The following is a 25,314-nucleotide window of genomic DNA, read 5'->3' as shown; positions in this document are numbered from 1 at the left end:
CTGGACTTCCAGGTCTTAGAGAGCTGCGTCCGAGGTCAAGGAAGAAAGTGGAACGTGTTGTATTCTGGCACCCATTTTCCGGGTTGGCCAACCTACGGCGGGAGACGACCGATGCCGCCTGTTCCCCCCACGGCGAGTGGACACGACGGCGCGGAGGCGCAGGAGCCCGGCGGGACGACCGGGGGGCGCCGCCCGGCCGGGGGCCCCGGCGGGGAGGGGCCCGGCCGGGGCGGCCCGGCCCCCGCCCTCCTCGCCGTCCTGGGCCGCCTCGCGCGCGACCGGCTGGTCCTGTCGGGGCTGCTGGTCGTCGCGGCGGCGGTCGGCCTCAAGCTGTACGTGCTCACGCAGTCCTACTTCGTGGAGGACGACTACCTCTTCTTCGCCTCCGCGTACGCGAGCGACCTGGGCCCGGACTACCTCCTCACCCTCCACAAGGGGCACCTGATGCCGGGAGCCCTGTTCCTCGTGTACCTCCAGACCACGTTCTGGCCGTACGAGTGGTGGGTCAGCGCGGGCAGCATGCTCGCGTTCCAGGCCGCCGCCCTGCTGGGGTTCTTCCGCCTGCTGTGGGAGCTGTTCGGCCGCCGCCGGGCCCTCCTCGTCCCCCTGACCGTGTACGCGCTGGCCCCGCTGACCGTCCCCGTCCTCGGGTGGTGGTCGGCGGCGCTCAACGCCGTGCCCTTCCAGCTCGCGCTGGTGCTCGCCGCGCTGTGGACCGTGCGCCACCTGCGCACCGGCGACGCCCGGTTCGCCTGGTGGGCGTCGGGCGCGGTCGTGTTCGGCATGCTCTTCACGGTCAAGGCGATGTTCCTGCCCCCCGTGCTGTTCGCGGTGGCCGCGGCCTTCCTGTACCCGGGCGCCCCGCTCGTCGCGGTCCGCAGGGCCTGGGTGGTGCACCGCCCCCTGTGGACGGCGATGGGCGCCCTCTTCGCCGGGTACGCGGTGTTCTACCTGACACGGATGCGTGCGAGCGGGGGCGGCGAGGGAGCGGGCGTCCCCGAGAGCGAACCCGCCCTGGCCATGCTGCGCGGGCTCCTCACGGAGGTCTTCCCGGTCGGCGCCCTGGGCGGCCCGCCGGAGTGGGGGCCGGTCACCCCCACGGGCGGGCTCGTCGACCCGTCGGGGCCCGTGGTGCTGGGGGCCTGGGCGGTGTTCGCGGTGATCGTGCTGTCGAGCCTGTGGCTGCGGCGCCGGGCGTGGCGTGCCTGGGCGCTCCTGCTCGGCTACCTGGTCGTCGTCGACATCGTCCCGACCGTCATCGCGCGCGGCAGGTTCCAGGACGTGGCCGCCGCCGACCCCCGCTACGTGGCCGACGCGGCCCCGGTGTTCGCGCTCTGCCTGGCGCTGGCCTTCCTGCCGACGCGTGAGGAGCGCGCACGGGCGCTGACGGGCGGCGCGGGGGAGCGCGCCGGCGCCGCGGTCGGCGCCTACCGCGTGCGTCCCCGGCGGGCCGCCCGGGCCGCCGCCGTGCTGGCGACGCTGGCGTACACGGCGTCGGCGGTGTGGTCCACGCACGCCTACGCGGGAACGCTCGGCGGCGACCGCCTCCAGTGGTACCTGGACACGGTCCGGGCCTCCCTGCGGGAGGTCCCCGAGGAGGGCGGCCTGTACGCGCGCCCCGTCCCGGAGGACGTCGTGCTGGAGTGGAACGGCCAGCGCCGCCTGAGCTCCTGGGTGCTGCCGCCGCTGGCCGAGCCCGACGTCGCCGGGCGGATGGTCGAGCCGGAGGAGTCCGGTGCCGCGTACGTGTTCAACGACGCGGGCTACCTGGTCCCGGCGAGGCCGTCCGACAGCAGCTACGTCTTCGGCCCCGGGGGAGGGGACCGCTGCCTGGAGCCCTGGGAGGGGCTCATGTCGTGGCCGGTGCGGGTCCACGGCGGCCCCGCCCAGATCGTCACCCTCGGCTACACGGCGGAGGAGGACGTGCCGGTGGTGGTCGCCCTGGGGGACGACTGGATCGAGGTGGAGCTGCCCGCCGCGGAGGAGAACGGGACACGGTACGTCCCGGCGGGGGCGCCCGGCGAGCAGCTGTCGGTGTTCGTGCCGGAGGACCCCGCCGACCGCGGCGGGCTGTGCCTGAGCTGGGTGTCCGTGGGAGGTATGGCCCCCGCGGTCGAGGGCAACCCCTGGGCCCCCGAGGAGGACGACCGCACCGGCGGCGGCGCGGAGGCGGACTGAGCGGTCTCCTCCGCGTCCTTCCGGGCCCGCGCGCCCGTGGGGCACGGCCGCGGACGGCGCGCCGCCGGGTCAGCGCCGGGACCGCTTCCGCCGGGCCGGGTCCCGGGTCCTCCGGGACCAGCGCCGGCTCGGCTCCTCCACCCAGTGGAAGGTCGCCGCGGCCAGAAGGACCGTCCCCGCCGTCACCGGCACCATGTCCAGCCAGAACGACCCCGTGAAGATCTCCTGTCCGGTGAAGTCGCGCCACAGGTACAGGACGACGAACTGCCACAGGAACACGCCGTAGGAGATCCGGGCGAGGAACTGGCACACCCGGTGCCGCAGCAGCGAGTCCAGCCAGCGGCCGTCCCGCCAGGCCGCGGCCCGGCGGAGGGGGACGGGCGGGGCGGTGGGGCGGGGGGCCAGGGCCGCCGGGGCCACGACGAAGAACGCGAAGCCCGCCCCGGCCAGGGACGCCGCCGCGGAGGTCCAGATGTCGCCCGAGCCGATGAAGCGCCCGCCGGTGGCCTCGGTGGCGGTCAGGGCGAGGAAGCCGCCCGCCACCAGCCAGCACACTCCGGGGGACGCGGCCACCGTGCGGCAGAAGCGGCGCACCGGCCCGTCGGCGCCGGGCTCGCGCCACGCCCACTCCGCCAGCACGGCCAGCGCCATCCCGGCGGCGAACAGGCCGAGCGCGCGCGGCAGCCAGGCGTGCATGTACTCGCGGGGTTCGGGATAGAACTGCGGCACCAGGGCGGCCAGGGCGAGCACCCCCATGGCGGCGAGCCCGGCGAGGAGTCGCCGGCCGCGGGCGTCCACGGTCCTCCCGCCCTTCGCCCACAGTGCCAGGAGCAGGGCGAACAGGGGCAGCAGCAGGTAGAAGCACACCTCGACCGACAGGCTCCACATCTGGCCGAGGCCGTAGGGGCCGGTCCCCACCCACGGCGGGTCGGTGTCGAAGGGGAAGGCCAGGGTCAGGACCTGGGCCCAGTAGGAGGGCGAGCCGAGCTCCTCCCGGGAGTAGAGGAGCAGCGCCGTCACCGCCACGACCCAGTAGGCGGGGAACACGCGCACGACCCGGCGCCACAGGTAGGGGCGGGCGCGGGGGCCCCGCGTCCCGTCCAGGGCGGCGCGCGCCCAGGGCCGGTACAGCAGCACGCCGGAGAGCGTGAAGAACAGGGGCACGGCGAGGTCGAACGCGGACACCAGCCCGCCCAGGACGCCCGGGGCGAGGGAGTCGCCGGTCTCCGTCGCGACGTGGAAGACCAGGACCATCAGGGCGGCCGCGGCGCGGATGCCGTCGAGGGTCTCGTGGCGTCCGTCGACCTGGGGCAGGAGCAGGGCGCGGCCGGGGTCCCGCGGGGAGGGCCGCGTGCCGGTGGAGGGGGAGCCGGGGAGGTCGCCTTCGGAGGGGCTGCCGGTGGGGGCGCCGGTGGGGTCCTCGGGCGCGGAGGGAGTGGGCGCCATGGGCCTTCCAGAACGGGAGAGCATTGAAACACGCTTCACTAGAACGTGTTATAAAAATTCAGACACGCCCTGGTGACGTCGTTCACTACTGGGCAGTACTCTACCCGGAACTGGACCTAGTTCCACTAGACGCAGTTTCAGAACTGGACTCTCATCCGCCCAGGAGGGCACATGCGCCGTACCGTTGCGGTCGTTCTCATCGCGTTTGGAGTCTTCTTTCTCGCCGCCGCACCCATGATGCGCACGTGGATGTCGAGCTCCCTGATGAAGACTCCCCTGGACTACTACAGCGAGACAGTCAACGTCGCCGAAGGCGCCACCTACTTCAACATCGAGGACGTGGAGCTCGTCGAGGACGCCACCCTCGAGGCCCACGCGACGATCCGCGCGGACGTGGCCTCCAGCACCGACGAGATCGTGGTGTGGGACCAGTTCACCTGGCTGAAGGACGCCGATACCGACTTCGGCATCAGCTCCACCAGCCGCCGCGCCGGACACGACCGCGTCACCGGCGAGGCAGTCGACTGCTGCGACTCCATGGTCAACGAGGAGTCCGTCGTCCAGAGCGGGCAGGCCTGGAAGTTCCCGTTCTTCACCGAGCAGCGGGACTACGACTTCTACGAGACCACCGTCCAGGAGGTCGTCCCCATGGAGTTCCAGGGGGTCGAGGCGGTCGAGGGCGTCGAGGCCTACCGGTTCGTCCAGACCGTCGAGCCGACCGTCATCGACGAGCGCACCCTGCCGCGCTCGGTCGCCGGCCTGGAGGGCGACGGGGACGTCACCGGGGACGAGGTCTTCTCCATCACCCGCACCTACTGGATCGAGCCCACCACCGGGTCGCCCCTCAAGGTCAGCGAGGACCAGAACCGCGTCGTCGTCGTGGACGGCGAGGAGGTCCTGACCCTGCTGGACGCCGAGCTCGTCTTCGACGACGAGTCGGTCCGCAACGCCGTCGCCAACTCCGAGCAGGGCCGTACCATGCTGCCGCTGCTGCACACCACCCTCCCCATCGCCTTCCTCGTCGTCGGCGTCGGCTTCGTGGGCATCGCCGTCGTCCTGTACGTCTCAGGCCGCCGCAGTGACCACCACAACTGACCCCCGCCCCCCTCTCCGCCCCCGGCCCTCACCGGCGTGCCCCCCAGGGTGCGCCGGTGCGCCCGTCCCGGAGCCGGGGCGCCGGTGACGCAGAGCGCGGAGCGGACCGGGCGCGCGGGAGGCGGCACGCCCGGAGGCCCGGGCGTCCCGGGGAGCCCGCGGGGCCTCCGGAGGACGGCCCGTGCCCTGGTCCGTGCCTGCAGGCCCCGGCAGTGGCTCAAGAACCTCCTGGTCCTGGCGGCCCCCGGCGCGGCCGGGGCCCTGGGGAGCCCCGACGCGCTGCTGACCTGCGCCGCGGTGTTCGCGCTGTTCTGCGCGGCCGCCAGCGGCACCTATCTGCTCAACGACGTCCACGACGCCGACCGCGACCGCGCGCACGCGAGCAAGCGCCACCGGCCCGTCGCCTCGGGCGCCCTCCCGGTCCCCGTCGCCGTCACGGCCGGCGCCGTCCTGGGCGCGGCGGCCCCGCTGGCCTCCCTGGCCCTGGGCGATCCGCTCCTGACGGGCCTGGTCACCGGATACGTCCTGCTCACCCTGGCCTACACCCGCCGCCTCAAGGACGTGGTGGTCTGCGACCTGGTCGTGGTCGCCGCCTGCCACGTGCTGCGCGCCGCCGCGGGCGGGGCCGCGGTCGCCGTGCCGCTGACCTCCTGGTTCGTCATCGTGGTGTCGCTGGCCGCGCTGCTCGTCGTGGTCGGCAAGCGCGAGGCCGAGCTGCGGGCGTTCCGCGACGCGGGCGCGCCGGCGGCCGCGCCGGTGCGGGAGACCCTGCGCGGGTACACGGTCACCTACCTGGCCCAGACCCGCACCATGGCGTCGGCGGCGATGATCGTCACCTACTGCCTCTGGGCCCTGGAGCGGGGCGACGCGTCGCAGCCCGTGTTCCACGCGGTGAGTATCGTTCCGTTCATCATGTTCGTCCTGCGCTACAACCTGCTCGTGGACCGGGGAGCCGGGGAGGAACCCGAGGAGATCGCCCTGCGCGACCGCCCCCTCCAGGTGACCCTCGTGTCGCTCGCCGTCCTCGTCGGACTGGGGATCCACCTGTGAGACCACCGCCGCCGGACCGTGCGCCCGCCCGCGGCGGGACGCGCCCCGCCCTCCTCACCGGCTGGGGCCGCACCGCCCCCACCGCCGCGCACGTGGTGCGGCCGCGCACCGCCGAACAGGTCGCCGAGGCGCTCGCGCGGGCCGGGGCGCGCGGAGCCCTCGCCCGGGGGCTGGGCCGCTCCTACGGCGACGCCGCGCAGGCCGCCGGCGGGCTGGTCCTGGACTGCGCCGCGCTGACCGGCCCGGTCCGGCTCGACACCGCGCGCGGCGAGGCCGCCGCCCCGGCGGGGACCACCCTCGGCGGGCTCGTGGCGCACCTCCTCCGGCGCGGGTACTTCGTCCCCGTGGTCCCGGGGACCGGCCAGGTCACGCTGGGCGGTGCGGTCGCCGCCGACGTCCACGGCAAGAACCACCACGCCGACTCCTCGATCGGCGCCCACGTGCGCGCGCTGACCCTGGTGACCCCCGACGGGAGGGCACACGAGCTGGGGCCGGAGGGCGACGGGTCCGACCTGTTCTGGGCGACTGTCGGCGGCATGGGACTGACCGGCGTGGTCACCGAGGTCACACTGGCCGTGTTCCCGGTCGAGACGGCGTACATGAGGGTGGACACCGACCGGACCGCCGGACTCGACGCCACCCTGGAGCTGATGTCGCGCCCGGGAGCCGACCGCCGCTACTCGGTCTGCTGGGTCGACCTGCTGGCCGCGGGCGGCGCGATGGGCCGGGGCGTGTTCACCCGGGCCGACCACGCGCGGATCGGCGACCTTCCCTCCCCGCTCCGGCGCGAGCCGCTGAGGCACCGGCCGGGCACGCTCCTGGCCGCGCCGCCCTGGGCGCCGCCGGGGCTGCTCAACCGGTGGACGGTGGGGGCCTTCAACGCCGCCTACCTCCGCGCCGCGCCCCGCCGCAGGCGCGGCGAGGCGCAGCCGCTCGCCGGGTTCTTCCACCCGCTCGACGCGGTGCGGGGATGGAACCGCATGTACGGTCCGCGCGGGCTGGTGCAGTACCAGTTCGTCGTCCCGTTCGGGGCGGAGGACACCCTCGCCGCCGTCATGGAACGGCTCGCCCGGGCGGGCGCCCCGTCGTTCCTGACGGTCCTCAAGCGCATGGGGGAGCCCACCCCGGGCCCGCTGTCCTTCCCCCGGCCGGGATGGACCCTCGCCGTGGACCTGCCCGCCGACCTGCCCGGCCTCGGCCGCCTGCTCGACGCCCTCGACGAGAGGCTGCTGGAGGCCGGAGGCCGCCTGTACCTGGCCAAGGACGGCAGGGCGCGCGCCGAGACCGTGCACGCGATGTACCCGGAGCTGCCCGCCTGGCGGAGAGTACGGGACCGGGCCGACCCCGGGGGCGTGCTCGTCTCCGACCTCGCCCGCCGCCTGCGGCTCGTCTGACCGCCGGCCCGGGGCCGGGCCCGGCGCGGGACCGCGCGGACCCCGGACGCCTCCCCGCACACCACGACACCCCACACGACCGGAGGGAACCCATGCGCGACTCGGTGGGACGGGTACGCACCGTGCTGCTGCTCGGCGGACGCAGCGAGATCGGCCTCGCCATCGTCGAGCGGCTGGTCCGCGACGGCGCCCGGGAGGTGGTGCTGGCCGCTCGCGGCGGGGCGGAGCCCCCGCCGGGCGCGCTCACGGAGCTCGGCGCCTCCGTGCACTCGGTGGAGTTCGACGCCGGCGACCCCGACGCCCACACGGGCACGGTCGCGGAGGCCGTCGGCCTGGTCGGCGACCTGGACGTGGTCGTGGACGCGTTCGGCGTGCTGGGGGACCAGGCGGCGTACGAGGCCGACCCTGCCTCCGCGGCCCGGGCCGCCGCCGTGAACTACACGGGGCACGTCTCCGCGGGGCTGGCCGTCGCGGCCCGCCTGCGCGAGCAGGGGCACGGCGCCCTGGTGGTCCTGTCCTCCGTCGCCGGGGTGCGGGTCCGCAGGTTCAACTACGTGTACGGGTCGGCCAAGGCCGGTCTGGACGGCTTCGCCCAGGGGCTCGCCGACTCCCTGCACGGGTCCGGCGCGCGGGTGCTGGTGGTGCGGCCGGGATACGTGCCCACCCGTATGTCCGCCCACGTGGCCCCCGCCCCGTTCCCGGCCACGCCGGGCCAGGTGGCGGAGGCGGTGGCCTCCGGGCTGCGCTCGGGGGCGACCACCGTGTGGGCGCCGCGCGTGCTCCGGCCGCTCTTCACGGGGATGCGGCTGCTGCCCCGCCCGCTGTGGCGGCGCCTGGGGCGCTGAGCCCGGGGAGGCGCGCTCCCGGCGGGGGCCGGTCGGGAGCGCCCCGGGTCAGGAGCCGGACGGGGCCGGCGCCTCGGGCCGGGCCTCGTCCCGGGCCGCACCGGCGCTGTCGGCGGTCAACCGGTAGAACGCCAGCGGGACCAGGCAGCACAGCATGACCGCGGCGGGCACCAGGGTGCTGCCGACCAGCATGCCGCGCAGCGCCTCGTCGCTCTGGCGCACCGCCTCGCCCGCGCCCGACTCCACGTAGCCGCTCAGCGCCAGGACCAGCGACAGCAGGCCCGTCCCGACCGCCTGCGCCATCGCCTCCCCGGAGGTCCACACGCCCGACAGCACGCCGCTCTGGCGCCGTCCCGAGCCGTGCGTGTCCGCCATGCAGTCGGCCAGCATCGACCACGGCAGCAGGGTCGTGCCGGACAGGCCCACGCCCACCAGCACGGAGGAGGGGACCGCGCCGGGGAGGCCCCAGACCGGGATGAGCAGCAGGCCGAGGCCGCCCAGGGCGAACACCGCCGCCGCGAGCCCCGCGGCACGGCGCTTGTCCACGCGCACGGACAGCCGCTTCCACAGCGGAGCCGACGCGATCAGCGGCACCAGGACGCACACCATCAGGACGCTCGTGTACCGCGGCTCGCCCATGACGTTGGCCGTCACGTACGGGACCCCGGCGACCATGGTGCCGCCCGCCGCCGCCATCAGCAGGTTGGCGGGGAACAGCACGCGGAAGTGCCGGTGCGCGAACGCCGCGCGCAGCTGGACCAGGAGGCCCTCGGTGCGGTGCGGGAAGACCGTCCGCGGCGCCCTCCGGGTGCCGATCACGGCGCCGAGCATCGACACCAGCACCACGGACCCCATGACCAGGCCCATGAGCCGGTACCCCGCCACCTCGTCGCCGGGGGCCGACTGGAGGACCGGAGCCAGCGCCCCGCCGAGCATCAGCGCGAGCCCCACGAACGCGGTCCGCCACGTGTTGAACGTGGACCGCTCGTGGTAGTCGGAGGTGATCTCCCCGGGCAGGGCGGCGTGCGGGACCTGGAACACGGACGACGCCAGGGCCGCGGCCACGAACACGACCGCCACGTACAGGGCGGCGGCGTTCCCCTCCAGGGGAGGGCCGGCGAACATGGCGCCGAACAGCACGGGGAGGGTCAGCGCGCCCGCCAGCATCCAGGGGCGGCGCGGCCCCCAGGAGGAGCGGGTCCTGTCCGACCGGATACCGATGTACGGGCTGACCAGGAGGTCGACCAGCTTGGGCAGGAGGACCACCAGCCCCGCCAGGGCGGGGCCCACCGCGAGCGTGTCGGTCAGGTAGATGAGCAGCAGCAGCCCCGGGACCGTGTTGAAGACGCCGGTGGCCACGGCGCCGCTGCCGTACCAGGCGTGCACCGAGCGGGGCAGGGCCCCGGTCCCCCCGGCGGGCGCGGCGCCGGGGGCGGGGCCGACGGCCGTGGTCACGCGCTTCCTTCCGCGGAGGCGGGCGCCGGGCCCTGCCCGGAGGCGGTCCCTCCGCCGTCCGCCCCGCCGCTCCCGCCGTACAGCTCGGCGTGGCCGACCGGGTCCACGTCGTGCGCCACCGGGCACCCGGCCGGGAACGTGCCGATGCGGTCGACGTCGTACCCCCCGGGGTAGCTGCGGATGTTGGGGCTCATGTCCGCCCAGAGCGGCTCCTCGCGCGGCTTCATGCGGCGCACGACCTTGGCGCGCAGCTTCAGCACCAGGTCGGCCGACCTGCGCCAGGCCCGGCTCGGCGGCTCGTACCGGAAGGTCTCGATGAGCGAGTCGTCCAGGATCGCCATCGAGAACCTGCGCGCCAGACCGGCCACGCGCGGCGGGTAGAACGTCACCATCAGGTCGAGGGTGGAGTCGGAGACGGCGCGTCCGCCCTCGGTGTAGGCGAAGTGCTCGTGCTCGTAGGAGTCGAGGAGGTCCCGGAACTCCTCGTAGGTCCCGGGGATGTCCTTGATCCCCATGTACTTGCCGAGCCTGCGGTAGTAGTGCGTGATCGCGGAGATCTCGTGGTCGGTCAGCCTGCGCCAGCCGTAGCCGCGGTCGTTGAGCCAGCGCACCGGCATCACGACGAAGGTGCTGAGCACGTACCGGTAGTCGTCGTTGCCGATGTCGTAGGAGCGGTGCATCTGGTTCATGCGGCGCAGGGAGTCGCGTCCCTTCCCGGGTCCGAACCCGTACCGCATCATGTTGCCGAGGATGAGCGCGGTGTCGTCGTACCGCTTCTGGGTGCTGCCGGTGAACTCGTTCGTCCTGCCGAGCAGCCCGCCGATGCTGGGGACGGCGTAGGTCCGGTACAGGGCGATCCCCAGGGCGCGCCCCATGTCCCACGGGAACTCGTGGGAGTTGAGGATCTGCATGATGCGCACGCAGTCGGCCTCTGCGTCCAGGCGGTGGATCTCGTCGCGGAAGTCGAAACGTTTCAAGGGAGGTTCCTTCGGGTGGGGGCGGGGGGGAGGGGGCGGTGGCCTGGGGCGCGAGGGGGCGCGCGGGCGGGCGGGGACACTCCCGGACGGCTACTGCCCGCTGGTTCCCGCGGCCTCGGCCGAGCCGGGGGCCTCCGGTCCTTCGGCGGTCCCTGTCGCGGATCCCGTCGGCGCGACCGCCTGGCCGGGTGCCGGGACCCGTGCCCCGGTGGGGGCGACCTCCTGGGTGAGCATGCCGTGCGGGACCGGGCACCCCTGGGGGAAGGTGCCGATCCGGGAGGGCTCGTAGCCCCCCGGGTAGCTGCGGATGTTCGCGCTCTCCCGGGCCCAGCGCGGCTTCTCGCGCGGCGGCATCAGCCGTACCACGCGCGCCCGCAGCTTCAGCGCGGCCGAGCTGAGCCCGCGCCACGCGGCCGACGGCTCCGGGTAGTCGAAGGCCTTGATCAGCCGGTCGTCCAGGAGGGCCTTGGTGAAGGGGCGCACCAGGGGGCGCTGCCAGGCGGGGTAGAAGTCCGCCATCAGGCCGAGCGTGGAGTCGGAGACGGCGCGTCCGCCCTCGGTGTAGGCGAAGTGCTCGTGCTCGTAGGAGTCGAGGAGGTCCCGGAACTCCTCGTAGGTCCCGGGGATGTCCTTGATCCCCATGTGCTTGCCGAGCTTGCGGTAGTAGTTGGTGCTGGCGGCGATCTCGTGGTCGGTCAGCCTGCGCCAGCCGTAGCCCCAGTCGTTGAGCCAGCGCACCGGCATCACGACGAAGGTGCTGAGCACGTACCGGTAGTCGTCGTTGCCGATGTCGTAGGAGCGGTGCATCTGGTTCATGCGCCGCAGCGCGTCCCGGCCGCGCCCCGGGCCGAACCCGTGCTCCATGATGTCGTTGAGGATGAGGGCGGTGTCGTCGTAGCGGTGCTGGGTGCGCTCCGTGAACTCGCGGGTGCGAGCGAGGAGCTCGCCGATGCTGGGGACGGCGTAGGTCCGGTACAGCGCCAGGCCCAGGGCCTGTTCGAGGTCCCACGGGAACTCGTGGGCGCCCAGGATGCGAACGATGCGCTCGCAGTCGGCCTCGGCGTCCAGGCCCTGGATCGTGTCTCGCCACTCGAACCGCTTCATGGAGTACTCCAGTCGCCTTCGTGCGGGCCCGCCCGAGACGGGTCCATGGTCTGCGGGTGCGCAGCGCCCGACGGCGCTCCACGGGGCGCACTTTACCCGGAGGGTCCGTGTGTACACCGGACCCGGAGCCCTCCGCGCCGATCCGGTTCCCGAACCGTGTCCGGACCGTTCCCCGATCAGTGCCGAGGGCGTACGACCGGTACGCGGAAGGGGCGGGGGACGACCGCCCCCCGCCCCTTCCGCGTCCGCGCGCCTCAGGCCGCCATGCGCTCGGCGACCCGGTTGACCAGCGTCAGCAGGACCTGCTTGGACGACTCCCGCTCGCGGGCGTCGCACAGCACCACCGGGATCGCGGGATCGAGGCTCAGCGCGTCGCGGACCTCGCCCGGCTCGTAGGGGTGGGAGTCGTCGAAGCAGTTCACCGCCACGATGAACGGCACGCCGCGGCGCTCGAAGAAGTCCACCGAGGCGAAGCACGTCTCCAGGCGGCGGGTGTCGGCGATGACGACGGCCCCCAGCGCGCCCTCCGACAGCTCCTCCCACATGAACCAGAAGCGCTCCTGGCCCGGGGTCCCGAAGAGGTACAGCACCAGGGCGGGGCTGATCGTGATGCGGCCGAAGTCCAGCGCCACCGTGGTGGTCGTCTTCGACTCCACCCCGGACAGGTCGTCGACCCCGTAGCTGGCCTCGGTCATCACCTCCTCGGTGCTCAGCGGCGCGATCTCGCTGACGGATCCGACCAGCGTGGTCTTGCCGGCGCCGAAACCCCCGGCGACCAGGATCTTCAGTGCGGAGGGGACGATCGTCTGCGTGTCGTCAGAGTCGCTGGATGCCATCGAGAACCGCCTGGAGTACGTCCCGGCTCACCGGGCTCTTAGCTGTGTAGGGGGCACGGGCCAACGCGAGGCCGCGGTTGAGGAGGTCGCTCAGCAGAACCTTGACCACGGCCACCGGGATGTCCAGGTGCGCGGACACCTCGGCGACCGACTGCGGTCGGCGGCACAGCTCCAGGATGCGGAGCTGCTCCGGTTCCAGGGCCATCTCGTCGACCTCGGCCCGCTTGGCCGCGATCACCACGCTGATCATGTCCAGCCGCACGGCGTCCGCGTGCTCGCGGCCCTGCGCGATCACGTACGGGCGGACGAGCGGACCGGCGTCCTGGTGGCCGGGCGCCCCGGGCCCCGCCGGGGAGGCCGCGGCGCCGGGGGTCCCGGGCGAACCCGCACCGTACCCGCCGACCGCGTCGCGTCCCGGCAGGCCCTGCGGTATCCCGCCGTGCGGGATCTCGTTGTGCGCTTGCATGGCCGCCCCCCTATCGCGTGGCTTCCCCGGAGGCGCCCTCGTGCCTGGGGGCGGCGTCCAGATACCGCCCCACCTGCTCGACCAGGACGTTCATCTCGTAGGCGATGAGCCCGACGTCGGCGCTCTCGTCGGCGAGCACCGCCAGGCACGCCCCGCGGCCCGCGCCGGTGACGAACAGGTAGGCGCTCTCCATCTCGACCACGGTCTGGAGGACCTCGCCGCCGCCGAAGTGGCGGCCGGTGCCGCGGGCCAGGCTCTGGAACGCGGAGGCCACCGCGGACAGGTGCTCGGCGTCCTCCTTGACCAGGTCGTGGGAGCGTCCGATCAGGAGGCCGTCCGCGGACAGCACGATCGCGTGCCGGGAGCCGACGGCGCGGTCGAGCAGCTCGTCGAGCAGCCAGTCGATGTCCTTCTTGGCAGCGCCGTTTCCGTTGTCGTGCGCGGCGCCTTCGGGAGTACTCGTCACGTTCAGGCGTCCTTGTCGGTGTCGTTGGTCTGCTGCTTGCCCTCGCGCCGTCCGCGGTCCGTCCCCTTCTGGAACGCGGACATGTTCCGGCGCAGGCGCGCCAGTCGCTCCCCGCCGTCGGGGGCCTCGCCGGGGGAGGCGCCGGAGGCGGGCCCGGGCCGGACGTCGGTCCCGGGGTCGGTCGCCAGCTGCGGCGCCAGGTTCTCCTGGGGGCGCCGCTTGGGCAGCGGGGGCCGCCCTCCGCCGGCCTCCACCGCGGTCTCCGGGGCATCGGCGGGTGCTGCGCCGGGGGCGGGGACCGCGCTGATGTTCTTCCTGCGGGTCGGGAGGGCGGGGCGGTCGCCGGCGGGCGGGGCGGGGAGGAGGGCGTCCCCGCCGCCGGGGCCCAGGAGGTCGTCGGGCATGCCGCCGTCCGCGGGGCCGCCGCCGTCCGGCCCGTCCCCGTGGTCCGTCGCCGTGTCCTCGCCCGTGGAGGAGACCGAGGTCAGGACCGGCTTGGCGCCCACGGGGGCGGACTCCAGCTCGCCGGGGACGCGGTCGATGATCTCCCGCACCTCCCAGATGTCCTCGCCGGAGGACTCGGAGGAGGGCAGCGGGGTGCGGTCCCCGGAGATCAGCTCGTGCGGGAGCAGGACGATCGCCTGCACGCCCCCGTACGGCGACGGGCGCAGGTGCACCTTGATGCCGTGGCGGTGGGCCAGGTGCGAGACGACGAAGAGCCCGAGGCGCATCTTCTCGTTCAGGCGCATCACGTCGAACTCGGGCGGGCTGGCCAGGAGCGCGTTCGCGGACGCGAACTCGCTCTCGGTCATGCCGAGGCCCCGGTCCTCGATCTCGATCGTCACCCCGTTGGGCACGTCGTCACTGCTCAGGCGCACCTGCGTGTGCGGCGGCGAGAACATGGCGGCGTTGTCGACCAGCTCCGCGACTAGGTGGATGACGTCGGCGACGGCCGGCCCGTTGAGGTGGACGCGGGCGATCCGGTCGCGCTTGACGCGCGTGTAGTCGCCGGACTCGGAGATGGCGCCGCGCAGCACGTCGATCAGCGGCATCGGCCGGTGCCAGGTACGGCCCGGGGCCTCGCCGCCGAGGATGAGCAGGTTCTCCGCGTTGCGGCGCGACCGCGTGGCCAGGTGGTCGAGCTTGAAGAGCTGGGCCAGCTGGTCCGGGTCCTCCTGCTCGCGCTCCATCTTGTCCAGCAGGCGGAGCTGGCGGTGGACCAGCGTCTGGCTGCGGTGCGCGATGTTGAGGAACACGCGGTTGACGCCCTGGCGCAGCTCCGTCTGCTGCACCGCCTCGTCGATGGCGGCGCGCTGGGCGGCGTTGAACGCCCTGGCGACGTCGCCGATCTCGTCGTCGGTGGTGCGGAGGTCGGCCAAGGAGCTGTCGGTGTCCACGCGCTCGCCCTCGTGCAGGCGGCGCATGAGTTCGGGGAGCCGGTTCTCGACGAGGTCGTTGGAGTCGTCGCGCAGGCGCAGCAGGCGCTCGCTGAGGACGCGCGAGGAGCGGCGGGCCAGCAGGAAGGCGCCCAGGATGACGGCGGCGACGCCGAGGCTGCCCCCGACGGCCAGGAGGACGGCCCGGTTGGCGGACTCCCGGGTGAGGGCGGCCGCATGCATGGCCTCGTCGGCGCCCAGGGCGGTCAGCTCGGCCAGGACGTGGTCGTAGTCGGCCCGCCACGCGTCCTGGTCCACGGGCATGGAGAGGTCCTCGACCTCGCCGGGCACCAGGGTGACCGGGTCCGTGACCGTCTCCGTCGAGATCCGGCGGTCGATGATCTCCTGCTGCATCTCCAGGAGCCGCGCGTACTCGGGGCCCTCCAGCACGGCCCGCAGGCGCTCCTCCTGGCCCTCGCCCTCCAGGTAGTGGCCGTTGCCCTCGAGGAGGTTCCGGTAGGCGCCGACCAGTGCGGTGAACTCGCGCTGGTCGGACGCGGTCAGCTCGTCGGAGGCGAAGGCGCGGGCGATCTGGGCGTCGGACCGCGCGAAGACGTCGACGGTCCGGAACATGTACACGGCCGTGAAGGAGGGGCTGGTCGAGTCGCCGGCCATGCCCCTGCGGGCCTGGCTGTCGAAGCTGTCGGCGCCGTGCAGGATGAGCTCGTTGTAGTAGTCGAGGACGTCGTCGCGCGAGGCGTCCCCGGCGTCGATCGCCTCGCGGAGCGCGCCGATCTCCTCGTACTGCTCGTGCAGCATGCGGATGTGGTCGCCGCCCTCGCCGGGGGCGAGGTCGGCGAAGCCGATCAGCTCCCCGATGACCACGCCCATGGTGCCGTCGGTGCGTTCGCGGGCCTCGGCGAGGTCGCCCGCCAGCTGCGTGTTCCCGGGGTTCTCGATGTAGGCGATCGACTGGGACCGCTCCTGCATCACGTCCACGAGGCCGACCGCGGCGGGGGTCACCAGGTCCTCGGTGGCCCGGGCGCGGATCAGCTGCACGACGGCGTCGCCGGTCAGGGCGAAGGTGAGGATCAGCCAGAGCGCGAAGAGCGCGGTGGTGGGGATCATGACCATTGCGCGGATACGGGCGGTGATCGTCCGTCCGCGTCGCTTCGGTACTGCCTGCACGGTTCTCCTGTCGATCCGCGTCTTCGGTCTGGGGTTGCGGTGCGGGCCCCGGGGGGCCGGGCGCCGCAGGGGACGGCGCCTCGCGGTCCGCGTGTGCGCGGCCTCCTGCCCCGCGGGCGGCGTCCGTCGGGGCTCTGGACGCGGGACGTACCGCAGGGTAACCACAAGCGCGGCTTTTCGGCGTTGGGGATCGTATCTCGCACGTGAAGCGCCGAAATATCCGGGTTGGTGAAGGCAGTCTGCCATGAAGGCCGAGAATGTCCACCCTCCGGCCGGAGGTGCTCGTGTTGCCTGCTGTGAATAAATGGTGACAATGGGACAAACGTCACATATGGCGGAGAGTGCGCGGCCACCCTGCTTCGCGTGACGTTGCCGGGCCTCCCGGGCCGGAGCGGTGGACGCGCCCCGGGAACCGGGCGGGACGGCGGACGAAGTCGGAAGTTCGGTCCCCACCCGACGACAGAGCGTACTAGCGTTGCGTCCCCGGCGCGGGAACGGCCGCGCGGACGGGGAAGCGGGGCGCCGGGACGTCGCGGCTGCCGGAGCACGGGGGGAAGCACCATGGGTCGACCGTTCGGCGGGGGACAGGCCGCCGTCGAGGTGGCGCTCGCCGTCGTACCGCTGCTGGTGGTCGTCGGCGCCGCGCTGTACCTGCGCGGGCAGCACCGGCGCTACGGGCGGCCGCACGGGCTGCCGGGCCGCCTCACGGCGGCCGCCCTGGTCACGGGGGTCGCACTCGTGGCCTACGCGGTCTGGCCCCTGCCCGCGTCCGCCGACGGGCTGTGCACCGGGAACGGCTCCGCGGGCGGCTGGTCCGCGGCGGTGGCCGGAGGGACCTCCGCGGGCGGCGGCCCGCCGCTCACGGCGTGGGACGCCGCCCTCGCCCTCGGGCTCTTCACCGTGGTCGGCCTCCTGGCCCGCCACCGCTTCCGCCGGGGGCCGGTGGCGACCCTGGTGATCGGGGCGGCGCTCGCCGCCTCCGTCGCCGCGGTGCGCGCGACCGGCGTGCTCGGCCTGTACCCGTGCGCCTACGCGCCCGCCTCGGCCCTGCTGGTCGCCCTGGGCGCCGTGGGGGCCCTGGCCGGGTGGACGGCCGCCCGCCGGCTCCTGCCCCTGTGGCCCGGCGGCCCCGCCCGGGGGTGGCCCGCCGCGGTGCCCGACCGCGTCGACCCCGCACTCGACCGGCGCATGACGGGGGCCCTGCTCGACCTCGGCCTGTGGTGGTTCGGGGCCTCGGCCGTGACCGCCCTGCTGCACGCCTACGGCGTCGTGTACCCCCTCGCCGGGGGACGGACCGGGGAGGCCGCGCTCCTGGGCCTGGCCCTCGTGTGCGCCGTCGTCCTGCCCCAGCTGCGGAGCGACCGCGTCACACCGGGACCGGCCGCCGTCGGGCTGGCCCTCGGGGACCGGGGGAGCCCCCGTCCGGCGTCCCGGTGGCGGGTCCTCCTGCGCACCCTCCTGCTCCAGGCCCCGATCGCCGTGCTCGTCGCCCTGGGCCTGCCCTGGGCCGCACTCGCCGTGGTCGCGCTGCACGCGTGCACCGCCCTGGTCCGGTCCGACCGGGCGGGCCTGGCCGACCTGCTGTGCGGGGTGCGCGTGCGCACCCGTTCCAGCCTCGACGGCGGGCTGCCCTCACGGCTGGTCCGCTACTCCGAGCCCCGGGAGGAGACCCCGTCCGGAGCCGCCGCCGACCCCGTCCGGCCCCCCCGGGAGCCGGTCTAGGGCGTGTTCCGCGGATGCCGTCCGTCGCGAGCGGCGCATCCGGTGCGTGCATCGCAAGGCCGACGAAGGAGTCAGGGTGGGGTCCTGTCGACGGAGGAGAACGCCGCGAGGGGCGTGCCGGGGCGACGCGCAGCAGGGCGAGTGCCCGCGGGAGCCGGTCTAGCGCCAGGCGAGGTAGCCCAGGAGGAGGCCGGTCAGCACCAGGATCGCGCCCAGCCCGCCGAACAGCCCCCGTACCCAGTGGCTCAGCCACGGCGCGGACACGATGCGCGCCCGGGCGGGCTCGTCCGGATCGTAGGCCACCGTCACGATCTCCCCGGCGCGGGAGGCCGTCCACCCGGTGTTCTCGTGCTCGGCGTGGACCTCCTGGCCGTCCTCGGTACGGAACTGCACGATCATGCGCGAGGCGGTCGAGGTCTCGTTGTAGCCGATCACCCGGCCCTTGGCGCGCATGCCGTGGCGGACGAGCCGCAGTTCGAGGCGTGTGTCCCGGGCGACGATCCAGAGGATCACGGCCCCGGCCAGGAGGGGGAGCAGGGGGTACAGGTCGGCCACGGGGGGCGTCCTCTCAGGCGTCGTTCTCCGGTGCGGACGACGGTGCGCCGACCAGGCCGTCGGTCATGTGGGCCAGAGTCGCGTGGATCTCCTCGACCGGCCTCTCGGGTTGGAGGGTACGCCAGTCCAGGGCCACGGTGACCACCATGCCGAACAGGGCGGATCCCGCGAGCCCCGTGTCCACCCCCCGCCGCAGGGCCCCCTCGGCGGCCAGCCGATCCAGCTGGCCGGAGATGACCCCGATCGCCTCGGTGCGGATCTGGCGGACGGTCGCGTACCAGACCTGGTTGGTCCGCCAGGCCTCGGCCATCAGGAGCCGGGCGAGCGCCTCGTGCTCGCCGATGAACACCACCCCCGCGCGCAGGACCGCGGCGAGCCCCTCGGCGGGCGGGGCGGAGGGGGGCACGGCGTCCTTCAGCGTGTCGGCGAGCCGGGACACCCCCCACTCCATCAGCGCCGTGTACAGCTCGCTCTTCCCGCCGAAGTTGTAGTAGACGGTGCCCTTGGCGACCCCCGCGCGCTCGGCGATCTCGTCCACGGTCGTGGCGCCGTAGCCCTGTTCGGATATCAGGCCGACGGCCGCCTCGAACAGGCGGTGCCGGGTCGCCTCTCGGCGACCGCTCCTCGGCCGGTCGGTGCTCGCGCTCATCCGGTCCATTCTGCCGCTGCCGGAGGCGGTCGCGCCACGGCGGGCCGTCACAGCTTCAGCGCGGGGTAGAGGGAGGACATCGTCCACACCCGCTTGCGCTCCACTGCCAGCCACGTGAGGAGCAGCGGTACCACCAGCCACAGGCCCATCACCCCGAAGGCGCTCCACACGAGGGTCGGGTCCCCGCCCCCGAGCAGGACGCGCATCGCCGTCACGCCCCAGTGCAGCGGCAGGTAGGGGCCGATGGCCTGGAAGAACGCAGGACTGGTCTCGATCGGGTACGTGCCGCCCGCCGACGTCAGCTGGAGCACCAGGAGGGCGAGGGCGACGACCCTCCCCGCGGCCCCGAACTGCACGTTGAGGTACTGCACGACGGCGGTGAACGCGACCGAGGTCAGCACCAGGAACGCGACGAGCAGAGGCCAGTCCCGGGCCTCCAGCCCCAGGAACAGGTGCAGCGCTCCCAGCGTGACCGCCACCTGGCCCACGCCGAGCAGCAGCGGGACGACCCGGCCGGCCAGGGCGACCCGCCACGACGGGGCCGAGGACGCCAGGGCCCGCGAGGACAGCGCGGGCAGCACCATGAACACCACCATCGCCCCCACCCACAGGGACAGCGGGACGAAGAACGGGGCGAAGCCCGTCCCGTAGTTCGGGGACTCGTTGGAGATCTCGCTGTCCAGCCGGATCGGCTCGCTCATCACGGCGGACGCGTCGGACCGACCCCTGTCGGAGTAGGTGGGGATCTCCCCGGCGCCCTCGTCGAGCCCCTCGGCGAGTTCGCCGGACCCCGACGCCAGCTCGCCCAGCCCCTCGTGGAGGTCGCCCGCGCCGCCGCTGAGCAGCCCCAGGCCGGAATCCAGCTCGGAGGCGCCCCCGGAGGCGTCCGCCAGCCCGTCCCGCAGGGCCGCGGAGCCCGCCGCGAGTTCGGCCAGCCCTTCGTCGAGCGCGTCGACCTCGTCGCGGGCCTCCTCCGCCCGGTCGACCATGGCGGGAAGGTCCTCCGAGAGCGCGGCGGCGCGCTCGCTGAGGGCGGCGGCCTCCTCGGCGGCCGACTCGATGTCGTCCCTGTTCCCGTCGACGTACCCGGCGACGGACAGGGCGGTGTCCATGGCCCCCTGGAGGTCGCCCAGCAGTGCGTGGAGCTCCGGGTTCTCGGTCTCCAGACCGGGGTTCTCCCGGAGGAAGGCGGCCAGCCGGGCGTCGACCTCGGAGAGCCCGTCGGTGTCGATCTCCTCGGGCAGCTCCTCCAGCGCCGTGGACAGGGCGCCGGTGACCTCGGCGGCGGTGTCGGCGCGCTCCTGGATCGCGGGGACGTCCTCCTCCAGCCGGGGAAGCCATTCGTCGGCCAGCCCGTCCAGCTTCTCCACCTGGGTGGAGACCTCCTCCGACGCGGTGCCGGCGCCCGCGGCCAGGGACTGCGACCCCGTGTACAGCTCGTCCAGGCCGCTGCTCAGCGACCCGGCCCCGGTGTGGGCGTCGTCCACGCCCGTCGACAGCTCACCGGCCCCCTCCTCGGCGCTGTCCGCGCCGCCGGACAGCTCGTCGGCGCCCTCGGCCGCCTCCTCGGTCCTGCCGTGGATCTCGTTGAACCCCACGAAGATCTCGTCGAGGTAGTCGCTGATCGCCGACGCGGCGGCGGCGTCGCGGACCTCCTTGAACGCGCTTCCCGCCAGCTGGCGCACGATGAAGCTGTTGGAGTCGTTGTAGTGCGCCTCCAGCATGGCCTGGACCGGCGCCTCCCGGTCCCGGGAGGGAGAGGACAGGTCCTCGCTGAAGTGCGAGGGGATGGTGAGGGAGACGTAGTAGTCCCCGTCGGCGACGCCGCGCGCGGCCTCCTCCGCGCCGACCGGGTGCCAGTCGAGGTCCCCGCGCTCCAGGAGCGTGTCGGTGAGCTCGCCGCCGGCGTCCATCTCCCGGCCGTCCACCTCCACGGGCTCGTCTTCGTTGACGAGCGCCACCGGCAGGTGCTGCATCCTGCCGAACGGGTCCCAGAAGGACCACAGGTACATGCCGGAGTAGAGCAGCGGGATGAGCACGAGCGCCGCCAGCGCGGCCGCGGGCAGCGGGGAGCGCAGGAAGGAGCGCATGGTGAGCAGCCCGAGCCGGGGCACGGCGAAGGGCCGTATGCGCGGTCTGCGCCTCTCATGCCTGCTCACGGCCGTCACCGTCCTTCCCGCGGTCGAGGAGGTCGTCGATGCGCGCCCGGGCGGCGTCCGCGCCGCCGCCCCCGCGCCCCGCCGGGTCGTCCGGATCGTGCGCGGGGTCCTGCCGGATCGGGACGGGGCCCCGGGTGTCCGGTCCGGCGACCGGGCCCAGCGCGTCGGCGTCGGCGCAGGTGGCGATCACGGTGGGCCCTTCCCCGGCGAGGCGTTCGAGGGTGCGCCACATGGCGGCCTGGTGCTCGCCGCTCAGGCCGCCGTCCACGTCGTCCACGGCCAGGAGCCGGGGTTCGGCGAGCAGGGCCAGGGCGACGCCCAGGCGGCGCCGTTCGAGCATGGACAGGTCCTTGACCATGGTGCGGCGGTCCAGCCCTCCGAGGTCGGCGGCCTCCATGGCCTCGTCGGCCAGCCCCCTCGCGGCGGGCCGCATCCGCAGGAGCAGCCCCTCCGAGAGGTGTTCGCGCACCCGGAGGCGGTCGTCGAGGGCGTTGACGTCCTCCATCAGCCCGAGTGAGCTGATCCGCCGGACCCGGCGGGCCCGCCGGGGCAGCTCGTGGCCGTCCACGTGCACGGTTCCCCCCGACGGCCTCATCCTGCCGGTCAGGGTCAGGAGCAGCGCGCTGCGACCGCCGCCCGAGTCGGCCTGGAAGACCGTGAGCGTGCCGGGCCGGGCGACGAAGCCGACCCCGGTGTAGACGGGACCCTCGCGTGTGGCGAGCGTGACGCCCTCGGCCTGGACGCGCGCTCCGGTGGCCCGACGCATGTCTGCGCCCCCCTCTTTTTGAACTGACCAGTCAGTGCAAAACCAGCGGCTCCACGCTACTGCGCCCGGCGCCCCCGTCCGAGCATCCGCCGCTGTGGGGTGTCGCACAGCGCGACGCGCCCGGGGGCCGTGCCGCGCGGAGGCCGGGATGGATTAGTGTGTGATTCCGTAATTACGTAAAAGATGAAAAAAGGGGCGGCCCCGTGCCGCCCGGAGGAGGGGTGCCATGCGGACGGCGGCCGGAGTGTGCTCGCTCCTGTTCCTGTGGAGCGGTGCGGTACTGCTGGGGGTGGTCCTGGCCCGGGAACTTTTCGACCTCTCCGCGTGGTGGAACCTGGCCGCCCTGACGGCGTTCGTCGTGCTCGCGGCGGTGAACCTGCTGTTCGGCCGCCTGGCGCGCGGGGGGCCGCCCCCGAGCGCCGTCGAGGTGGCGCCGCCGGTCGCCGGGGCCTGGACCGCCCTGAACAGCCCGGCGGACCGCGTCCCCAGCCACGGCACCCGCGCCTACGGCCAGGAGTACGCGATCGACGTCCTGACGGACTCCGGGGAGCGCCCGGCCTTCGGCTGGTGGCCCCCGGCCCGGGGGAACCGGGACTTCCCGGCCTTCGGGGAACCCCTGCTGGCCGTGGCGGACGCCGTGGTCGTCCGCGCCTCCGACCACCGGCGCGACCACCTGAGCCGCAACTCCTACCCGGCGCTCGCCTACCTGTTCGCCGAGGGGACGGTGCGCAGCCTCGGCGGGGCGGGCCCCGTGATCGGCAATCACGTGGTGCTCGACCTGGGGGACGGCGTCTTCGCCCTCTACGCCCACGTGCAGCGCGGTTCGCTGAGGGTGCGCGAGGGCGACCGCGTCCGGGCGGGCCGGACGCTCGCCCTGTGCGGCAACTCCGGCAACACCACCGAGCCGCACCTGCACTTCCAGCTGATGGACCGGGCCGACCCGAACCGCGCCCGGGGCGTCCCCTTCACCTGGCGGGGGATCGGCGTCCCCGCGAACGGCGAGCGCTTCGAGGCCCCTGAGCCGGCCCGGGACTGAGCCGGGGCCGCGCCGTCGCGGCACGCGCCCCCACCCCGGTGCGCGTACGGTTGGACGGGTGGACCGATCGGAACCGCGAGAACGGGGGAACACGGTGTCGGAAATCGCCGAACGGGTCGCGCGGGTGCTGGACGACCCCGAGAACTGGCCCGACGACCCCAAGGAGGCCGTCGCGCGCCAACGCGTCCTGGCGGACCGCGTGCGCGTCGAGCCGCTGGACGTGGACGCGGTGCGGCTGGTGGCCGGACTGGACGTCAGCTACGCCACGGACAACTCCGCGCTGTCGGCGGCGGCCGTGATCCTGGACGTGGAGACCCTGGAGGTCGTGGAGTCCGTCGCGATCTCCTCCGAGCCCTCGTTCCCCTACATCTCCGGGCTGTTCGGCTTCCGTGAGCTGCCGCCGGTCCTGGAGGCCCTGGGCTCGCTGCGGACGACCCCCGACGTGTACCTGTGCGACGGGTTCGGGATGGCCCATCCGCGCCGCTTCGGGGTCGCCTCCCACCTGGGGGTCCTGCTGGACCTGCCGGTGGTCGGGTCGGCCAAGTCCGTGCTGTACGGCAAGCACTCCGTGCCGGGGAACGAGCGCGGGTCGTGGACGCCCATGGTGGCGGGACGCTCCGAGGTGGTCCCCGACTCGCCCGCGCTGGCCCGGGACGGCGCGGAGGTGATCGGGCGCGTCCTGCGCACCCGCGCCGGCGTCAAGCCCGTCTACGTGTCCGTGGGACACCGCGTGGACCTGGAGGGCTCGGCCGAGCTGGTGCTGCGCCTGTCGCCGAAGTACCGCGTCCCCGAGCCGGTCAGGCACGCCGACCGGCTGTGCGGCGAGCACCGCAAGGCGGTCCTCGCGGCCAAGGGGTAGTCCGCGCCGGGGACGCCCCCGCCCGGGGACGCGGGCGGGGGCTCGCGCGGGCCGCCCCGCCCGGGGGCGCGCGTCCGCGCGCCCCCGGGCGTCCGGGCTACCAGCTGGTGGGAACCGGGCGCCCCTCGTTGTAGCCGGCGGCGCTCTGCACGCCGACCACGGCCCGCTCGCGGAACTCCGCCAGCGACGTGGCCCCCGCGTACGTCATCGAGCTGCGCACGCCCGCGATGATCTGGTCGATCAGGTCCTCCACGCCGGGCCGCTCCGGGTCCAGGTACATGCGGCCCGTGGAGATCCCCTCCTCGAACAGGGCCTTGCGGGCCCGCTCGAACGGGGAGTCGTCGGCGGTGCGCAGGCGGACCGCGCGGGCCGACGCCATGCCGAAGCTCTCCTTGTACTGCCTGCCCTCGGCGTCGCGCATCACGTCGCCCGGGGACTCGTAGGTCCCGGCGAACCAGGAGCCCACCATCACGTTGGACGCGCCCGCGGCCAGGGCGAGCGCCACGTCGCGCGGGTGGCGCACGCCGCCGTCCGCCCACACGTGCTTGCCCAGGTCGGCCGCGGCCTCGGCGCACTCCAGGACGGCGGAGAACTGGGGCCGGCCGACGGCCGTCATCATGCGGGTGGTGCACATCGCGCCCGGTCCCACGCCGACCTTGACGATGTCGGCGCCCGCCTCGATGAGGTCGCGGGTGCCCCGGGCGGTGACGATGTTGCCCGCCACGATCGGCACCTTCGGCGCGAGGGCGCGGACCTTGGCGATGGCGGAGAGCATCTTCTCCTGGTGGCCGTGCGCGGTGTCGATGACCAGGGTGTCGGCGCCGGCCGCCAGCAGGTCGGCGGCCTTGCCCGCCACGTCGCCGTTGATGCCGACGGCGGCGGCCACGCGCAGGCGGCCCCCCGCGTCCACGGCGGGCGTGTACAGGGTGGAGCGCAGCGCGCCCGTGCGCGTGAGCACGCCGACCAGGGCGCCCTCCCCGTCCACGACCGGCGCGAGCCGGTGGCGGAAGTCGTGCAGCCTCCCGAAGGCCTCCTGCGGCTCGGTGTCCGCGGGGATGGTCAGCAGCTCCGTGGACATCACGTCGCGCAGCTGCGCGAAGCGGTCCACGCCCGCGCAGTCGGCCTCGGTGACCACGCCGACGGGGCGGCGGGCCCCGTCGATCACGATCACGGCGTTGTGCGCACGCTTGGGCAGCAGGTTGAGGGCCTCGCCGACGGTGCTGGTCGGGTTGAGGGTGATGGCGGTGTCGTGCACCAGGTGCCGCTGTTTGGTCCAGGAGACGACGTCGGACACCACCTCGAGGGGGATGTCCTGCGGGATGACCGCGATGCCGCCGCGCCGGGCGACGGTCTCGGCCATACGGCGCCCGGCGACCGCCGTCATGTTCGCCACGACCAGGGGGATGGTGGTTCCGGTGCCGTCCGGGGACGACAGGTCCACGCTGAGCCGGGAGCCCACCGCGCTCCGGTTCGGAACCATGAACACGTCGCTGTAGGTCAGGTCCTGCTGCGGGACCTGGTCGTTGAGAAAACGCAATGCCTCTACCTCGGTCGAGACCGAAGGGGGTGGACCATCCGCTGCTCCCGCACACGGCCGCCTGTTGATCCCCCTCTTACCAGTCAAGTATGCCGTCACCGATTAGGTCGGACGACCCTCGATCTGGCATGATGACTCGATTCCCGCCGATACAG

Annotated in this window: 21 protein-coding genes; 8 read left to right on the top strand and 13 right to left on the bottom strand. The window is 74.1% G+C overall.

All coding sequences use genetic code 11. The features are described 5' to 3' along the window. Positions 1-111: 111 nt before the first annotated feature. Entirely contained in the window at positions 112-2,178 is a 2,067-nt protein-coding gene (locus ACIRPH_RS24130; protein ID WP_402918157.1) for a hypothetical protein, read from the top strand. 69 nt (positions 2,179-2,247) lie between these two features. Here ACIRPH_RS24130 and ACIRPH_RS24125 read toward each other — a convergent pair whose 3' ends face one another. Continuing rightward, a complete protein-coding gene (locus ACIRPH_RS24125) occupies positions 2,248-3,624 on the bottom strand; it encodes an acyltransferase family protein (protein WP_402918155.1) in 1,377 nt (458 codons plus the stop codon). A 171-nt stretch (positions 3,625-3,795) separates the two neighbouring features. On the opposite strand from ACIRPH_RS24125, the gene ACIRPH_RS24120 reads away from it, so the two are divergent. From ACIRPH_RS24120 to ACIRPH_RS24105, 4 genes are all read left to right on the top strand, one after another. Next, complete coding sequence (locus tag ACIRPH_RS24120) at positions 3,796-4,719, top strand: DUF3068 domain-containing protein (protein WP_402918153.1); 924 nt, start codon at positions 3,796-3,798, stop codon at positions 4,717-4,719. 84 nt (positions 4,720-4,803) lie between these two features. Continuing rightward, complete coding sequence (locus tag ACIRPH_RS24115; RefSeq protein WP_402918150.1) at positions 4,804-5,769, top strand: decaprenyl-phosphate phosphoribosyltransferase; 966 nt, start codon at positions 4,804-4,806, stop codon at positions 5,767-5,769. Then, positions 5,766-7,163 carry an FAD-binding protein gene (locus tag ACIRPH_RS24110; protein WP_402918147.1) on the top strand — a complete coding sequence of 466 codons (1,398 nt, stop codon included), beginning with the start codon at positions 5,766-5,768 and terminating at the stop codon, positions 7,161-7,163. Before ACIRPH_RS24115 ends, ACIRPH_RS24110 begins: the two co-directional genes overlap by 4 nt. Before the next feature lie 92 nt (positions 7,164-7,255). Further along, the gene (locus ACIRPH_RS24105) at positions 7,256-8,008 is read left to right on the top strand and encodes an SDR family NAD(P)-dependent oxidoreductase (protein ID WP_402918144.1); all 753 of its coding nucleotides are present in this window, start codon (positions 7,256-7,258) and stop codon (positions 8,006-8,008) included. Between the two features lie 48 nt (positions 8,009-8,056). On the opposite strand, the gene ACIRPH_RS24100 is transcribed toward ACIRPH_RS24105, so the two are convergent. From ACIRPH_RS24100 to ACIRPH_RS24070, 7 genes are all read right to left on the bottom strand, one after another. Beyond that, the gene (locus ACIRPH_RS24100; protein ID WP_402918141.1) at positions 8,057-9,463 is read right to left on the bottom strand and encodes an MFS transporter; all 1,407 of its coding nucleotides are present in this window, start codon (positions 9,461-9,463) and stop codon (positions 8,057-8,059) included. Next, positions 9,460-10,440, bottom strand: coding sequence for an oxygenase MpaB family protein (locus ACIRPH_RS24095; protein ID WP_402918138.1), 981 nt, complete (start codon positions 10,438-10,440; stop codon positions 9,460-9,462). Before ACIRPH_RS24095 ends, ACIRPH_RS24100 begins: the two co-directional genes overlap by 4 nt. A 90-nt stretch (positions 10,441-10,530) precedes the next feature. Next, positions 10,531-11,544 (bottom strand): oxygenase MpaB family protein, encoded by a 1,014-nt coding sequence (locus ACIRPH_RS24090; RefSeq protein WP_402918135.1) that lies wholly within the window; start codon positions 11,542-11,544, stop codon positions 10,531-10,533. Positions 11,545-11,798: 254 nt separating this feature from the next. Then, positions 11,799-12,380, bottom strand: coding sequence for a GTP-binding protein (locus tag ACIRPH_RS24085; protein ID WP_402918133.1), 582 nt, complete (start codon positions 12,378-12,380; stop codon positions 11,799-11,801). Beyond that, entirely contained in the window at positions 12,361-12,846 is a 486-nt protein-coding gene (locus tag ACIRPH_RS24080) for a DUF742 domain-containing protein (protein WP_402918130.1), read from the bottom strand. The genes ACIRPH_RS24085 and ACIRPH_RS24080 overlap by 20 nt, the downstream gene beginning before the upstream one ends. 10 nt (positions 12,847-12,856) lie before the next feature. Then, positions 12,857-13,312: a roadblock/LC7 domain-containing protein gene (locus tag ACIRPH_RS24075; RefSeq protein WP_267946403.1), complete on the bottom strand. Its 456-nt coding sequence runs from the start codon at positions 13,310-13,312 to the stop codon at positions 12,857-12,859. Between the two features lie 2 nt (positions 13,313-13,314). Next, entirely contained in the window at positions 13,315-15,876 is a 2,562-nt protein-coding gene (locus ACIRPH_RS24070; RefSeq protein WP_402918127.1) for a nitrate- and nitrite sensing domain-containing protein, read from the bottom strand. 561 nt (positions 15,877-16,437) lie between these two features. On the opposite strand from ACIRPH_RS24070, the gene ACIRPH_RS24065 reads away from it, so the two are divergent. Continuing rightward, positions 16,438-17,598, top strand: coding sequence for an antibiotic resistance protein VanZ (locus ACIRPH_RS24065; protein WP_402918124.1), 1,161 nt, complete (start codon positions 16,438-16,440; stop codon positions 17,596-17,598). A gap of 159 nt (positions 17,599-17,757) precedes the next feature. On the opposite strand, the gene ACIRPH_RS24060 is transcribed toward ACIRPH_RS24065, so the two are convergent. The 4 genes from ACIRPH_RS24060 to ACIRPH_RS24045 are packed head-to-tail and all read right to left on the bottom strand — an operon-like array spanning position 17,758 to position 21,727. After that, positions 17,758-18,153, bottom strand: coding sequence for a DUF3592 domain-containing protein (locus ACIRPH_RS24060; protein WP_402918121.1), 396 nt, complete (start codon positions 18,151-18,153; stop codon positions 17,758-17,760). Between the two features lie 13 nt (positions 18,154-18,166). After that, on the bottom strand, positions 18,167-18,802 hold the full coding sequence (locus ACIRPH_RS24055; protein WP_402918118.1) for a TetR/AcrR family transcriptional regulator: 636 nt from the start codon (positions 18,800-18,802) through the stop codon (positions 18,167-18,169). Positions 18,803-18,849: 47 nt separating this feature from the next. Then, positions 18,850-20,892, bottom strand: a complete 2,043-nt coding sequence (locus ACIRPH_RS24050) for a YhgE/Pip family protein (RefSeq protein WP_402918603.1) — start codon at positions 20,890-20,892, stop codon at positions 18,850-18,852. A 55-nt stretch (positions 20,893-20,947) separates the two neighbouring features. Continuing rightward, positions 20,948-21,727: an ATP-binding cassette domain-containing protein gene (locus tag ACIRPH_RS24045; protein ID WP_402918115.1), complete on the bottom strand. Its 780-nt coding sequence runs from the start codon at positions 21,725-21,727 to the stop codon at positions 20,948-20,950. Between the two features lie 226 nt (positions 21,728-21,953). On the opposite strand from ACIRPH_RS24045, the gene ACIRPH_RS24040 reads away from it, so the two are divergent. Both ACIRPH_RS24040 and ACIRPH_RS24035 read left to right on the top strand, forming a co-directional pair. Further along, the gene (locus tag ACIRPH_RS24040; protein ID WP_402918112.1) at positions 21,954-22,763 is read left to right on the top strand and encodes a M23 family metallopeptidase; all 810 of its coding nucleotides are present in this window, start codon (positions 21,954-21,956) and stop codon (positions 22,761-22,763) included. 94 nt (positions 22,764-22,857) lie between these two features. Further along, positions 22,858-23,622, top strand: a complete 765-nt coding sequence (locus tag ACIRPH_RS24035; RefSeq protein ID WP_402918110.1) for an endonuclease V — start codon at positions 22,858-22,860, stop codon at positions 23,620-23,622. Between the two features lie 97 nt (positions 23,623-23,719). On the opposite strand, the gene ACIRPH_RS24030 is transcribed toward ACIRPH_RS24035, so the two are convergent. Beyond that, entirely contained in the window at positions 23,720-25,159 is a 1,440-nt protein-coding gene (locus ACIRPH_RS24030) for a GuaB1 family IMP dehydrogenase-related protein (protein ID WP_402918107.1), read from the bottom strand. Positions 25,160-25,314: the final 155 nt, after the last annotated feature.

The sequence above is a fragment of the Nocardiopsis sp. NPDC101807 genome (genome assembly GCF_044766605.1).
Classification (GTDB): Bacteria; Actinomycetota; Actinomycetes; order Streptosporangiales; family Streptosporangiaceae; genus Nocardiopsis; species Nocardiopsis tropica.
This window is presented reverse-complemented; position numbering and strand designations above follow the sequence as displayed.

What these genes read in the sequence shown, in the direction of transcription:
- ACIRPH_RS24120 (WP_402918153.1), top strand. Translation starts at nt 3,796, where the DNA reads ATGCGCCGTACCGTTGCGGTCGTTCTCATCGCGTTTGGAGTCTTCTTT.
- ACIRPH_RS24090 (WP_402918135.1), bottom strand. Translation starts at nt 11,544, where the DNA reads ATGAAGCGGTTCGAGTGGCGAGACACGATCCAGGGCCTGGACGCCGAG.
- ACIRPH_RS24050 (WP_402918603.1), bottom strand. Translation starts at nt 20,892, where the DNA reads ATGCGCTCCTTCCTGCGCTCCCCGCTGCCCGCGGCCGCGCTGGCGGCG.
- ACIRPH_RS24105 (WP_402918144.1), top strand. Translation starts at nt 7,256, where the DNA reads ATGCGCGACTCGGTGGGACGGGTACGCACCGTGCTGCTGCTCGGCGGA.
- ACIRPH_RS24085 (WP_402918133.1), bottom strand. Translation starts at nt 12,380, where the DNA reads ATGGCATCCAGCGACTCTGACGACACGCAGACGATCGTCCCCTCCGCA.
- ACIRPH_RS24055 (WP_402918118.1), bottom strand. Translation starts at nt 18,802, where the DNA reads ATGAGCGCGAGCACCGACCGGCCGAGGAGCGGTCGCCGAGAGGCGACC.
- ACIRPH_RS24065 (WP_402918124.1), top strand. Translation starts at nt 16,438, where the DNA reads ATGGGTCGACCGTTCGGCGGGGGACAGGCCGCCGTCGAGGTGGCGCTC.
- ACIRPH_RS24040 (WP_402918112.1), top strand. Translation starts at nt 21,954, where the DNA reads ATGCGGACGGCGGCCGGAGTGTGCTCGCTCCTGTTCCTGTGGAGCGGT.
- ACIRPH_RS24045 (WP_402918115.1), bottom strand. Translation starts at nt 21,727, where the DNA reads ATGCGTCGGGCCACCGGAGCGCGCGTCCAGGCCGAGGGCGTCACGCTC.
- ACIRPH_RS24080 (WP_402918130.1), bottom strand. Translation starts at nt 12,846, where the DNA reads ATGCAAGCGCACAACGAGATCCCGCACGGCGGGATACCGCAGGGCCTG.
- ACIRPH_RS24125 (WP_402918155.1), bottom strand. Translation starts at nt 3,624, where the DNA reads ATGGCGCCCACTCCCTCCGCGCCCGAGGACCCCACCGGCGCCCCCACC.
- ACIRPH_RS24130 (WP_402918157.1), top strand. Translation starts at nt 112, where the DNA reads ATGCCGCCTGTTCCCCCCACGGCGAGTGGACACGACGGCGCGGAGGCG.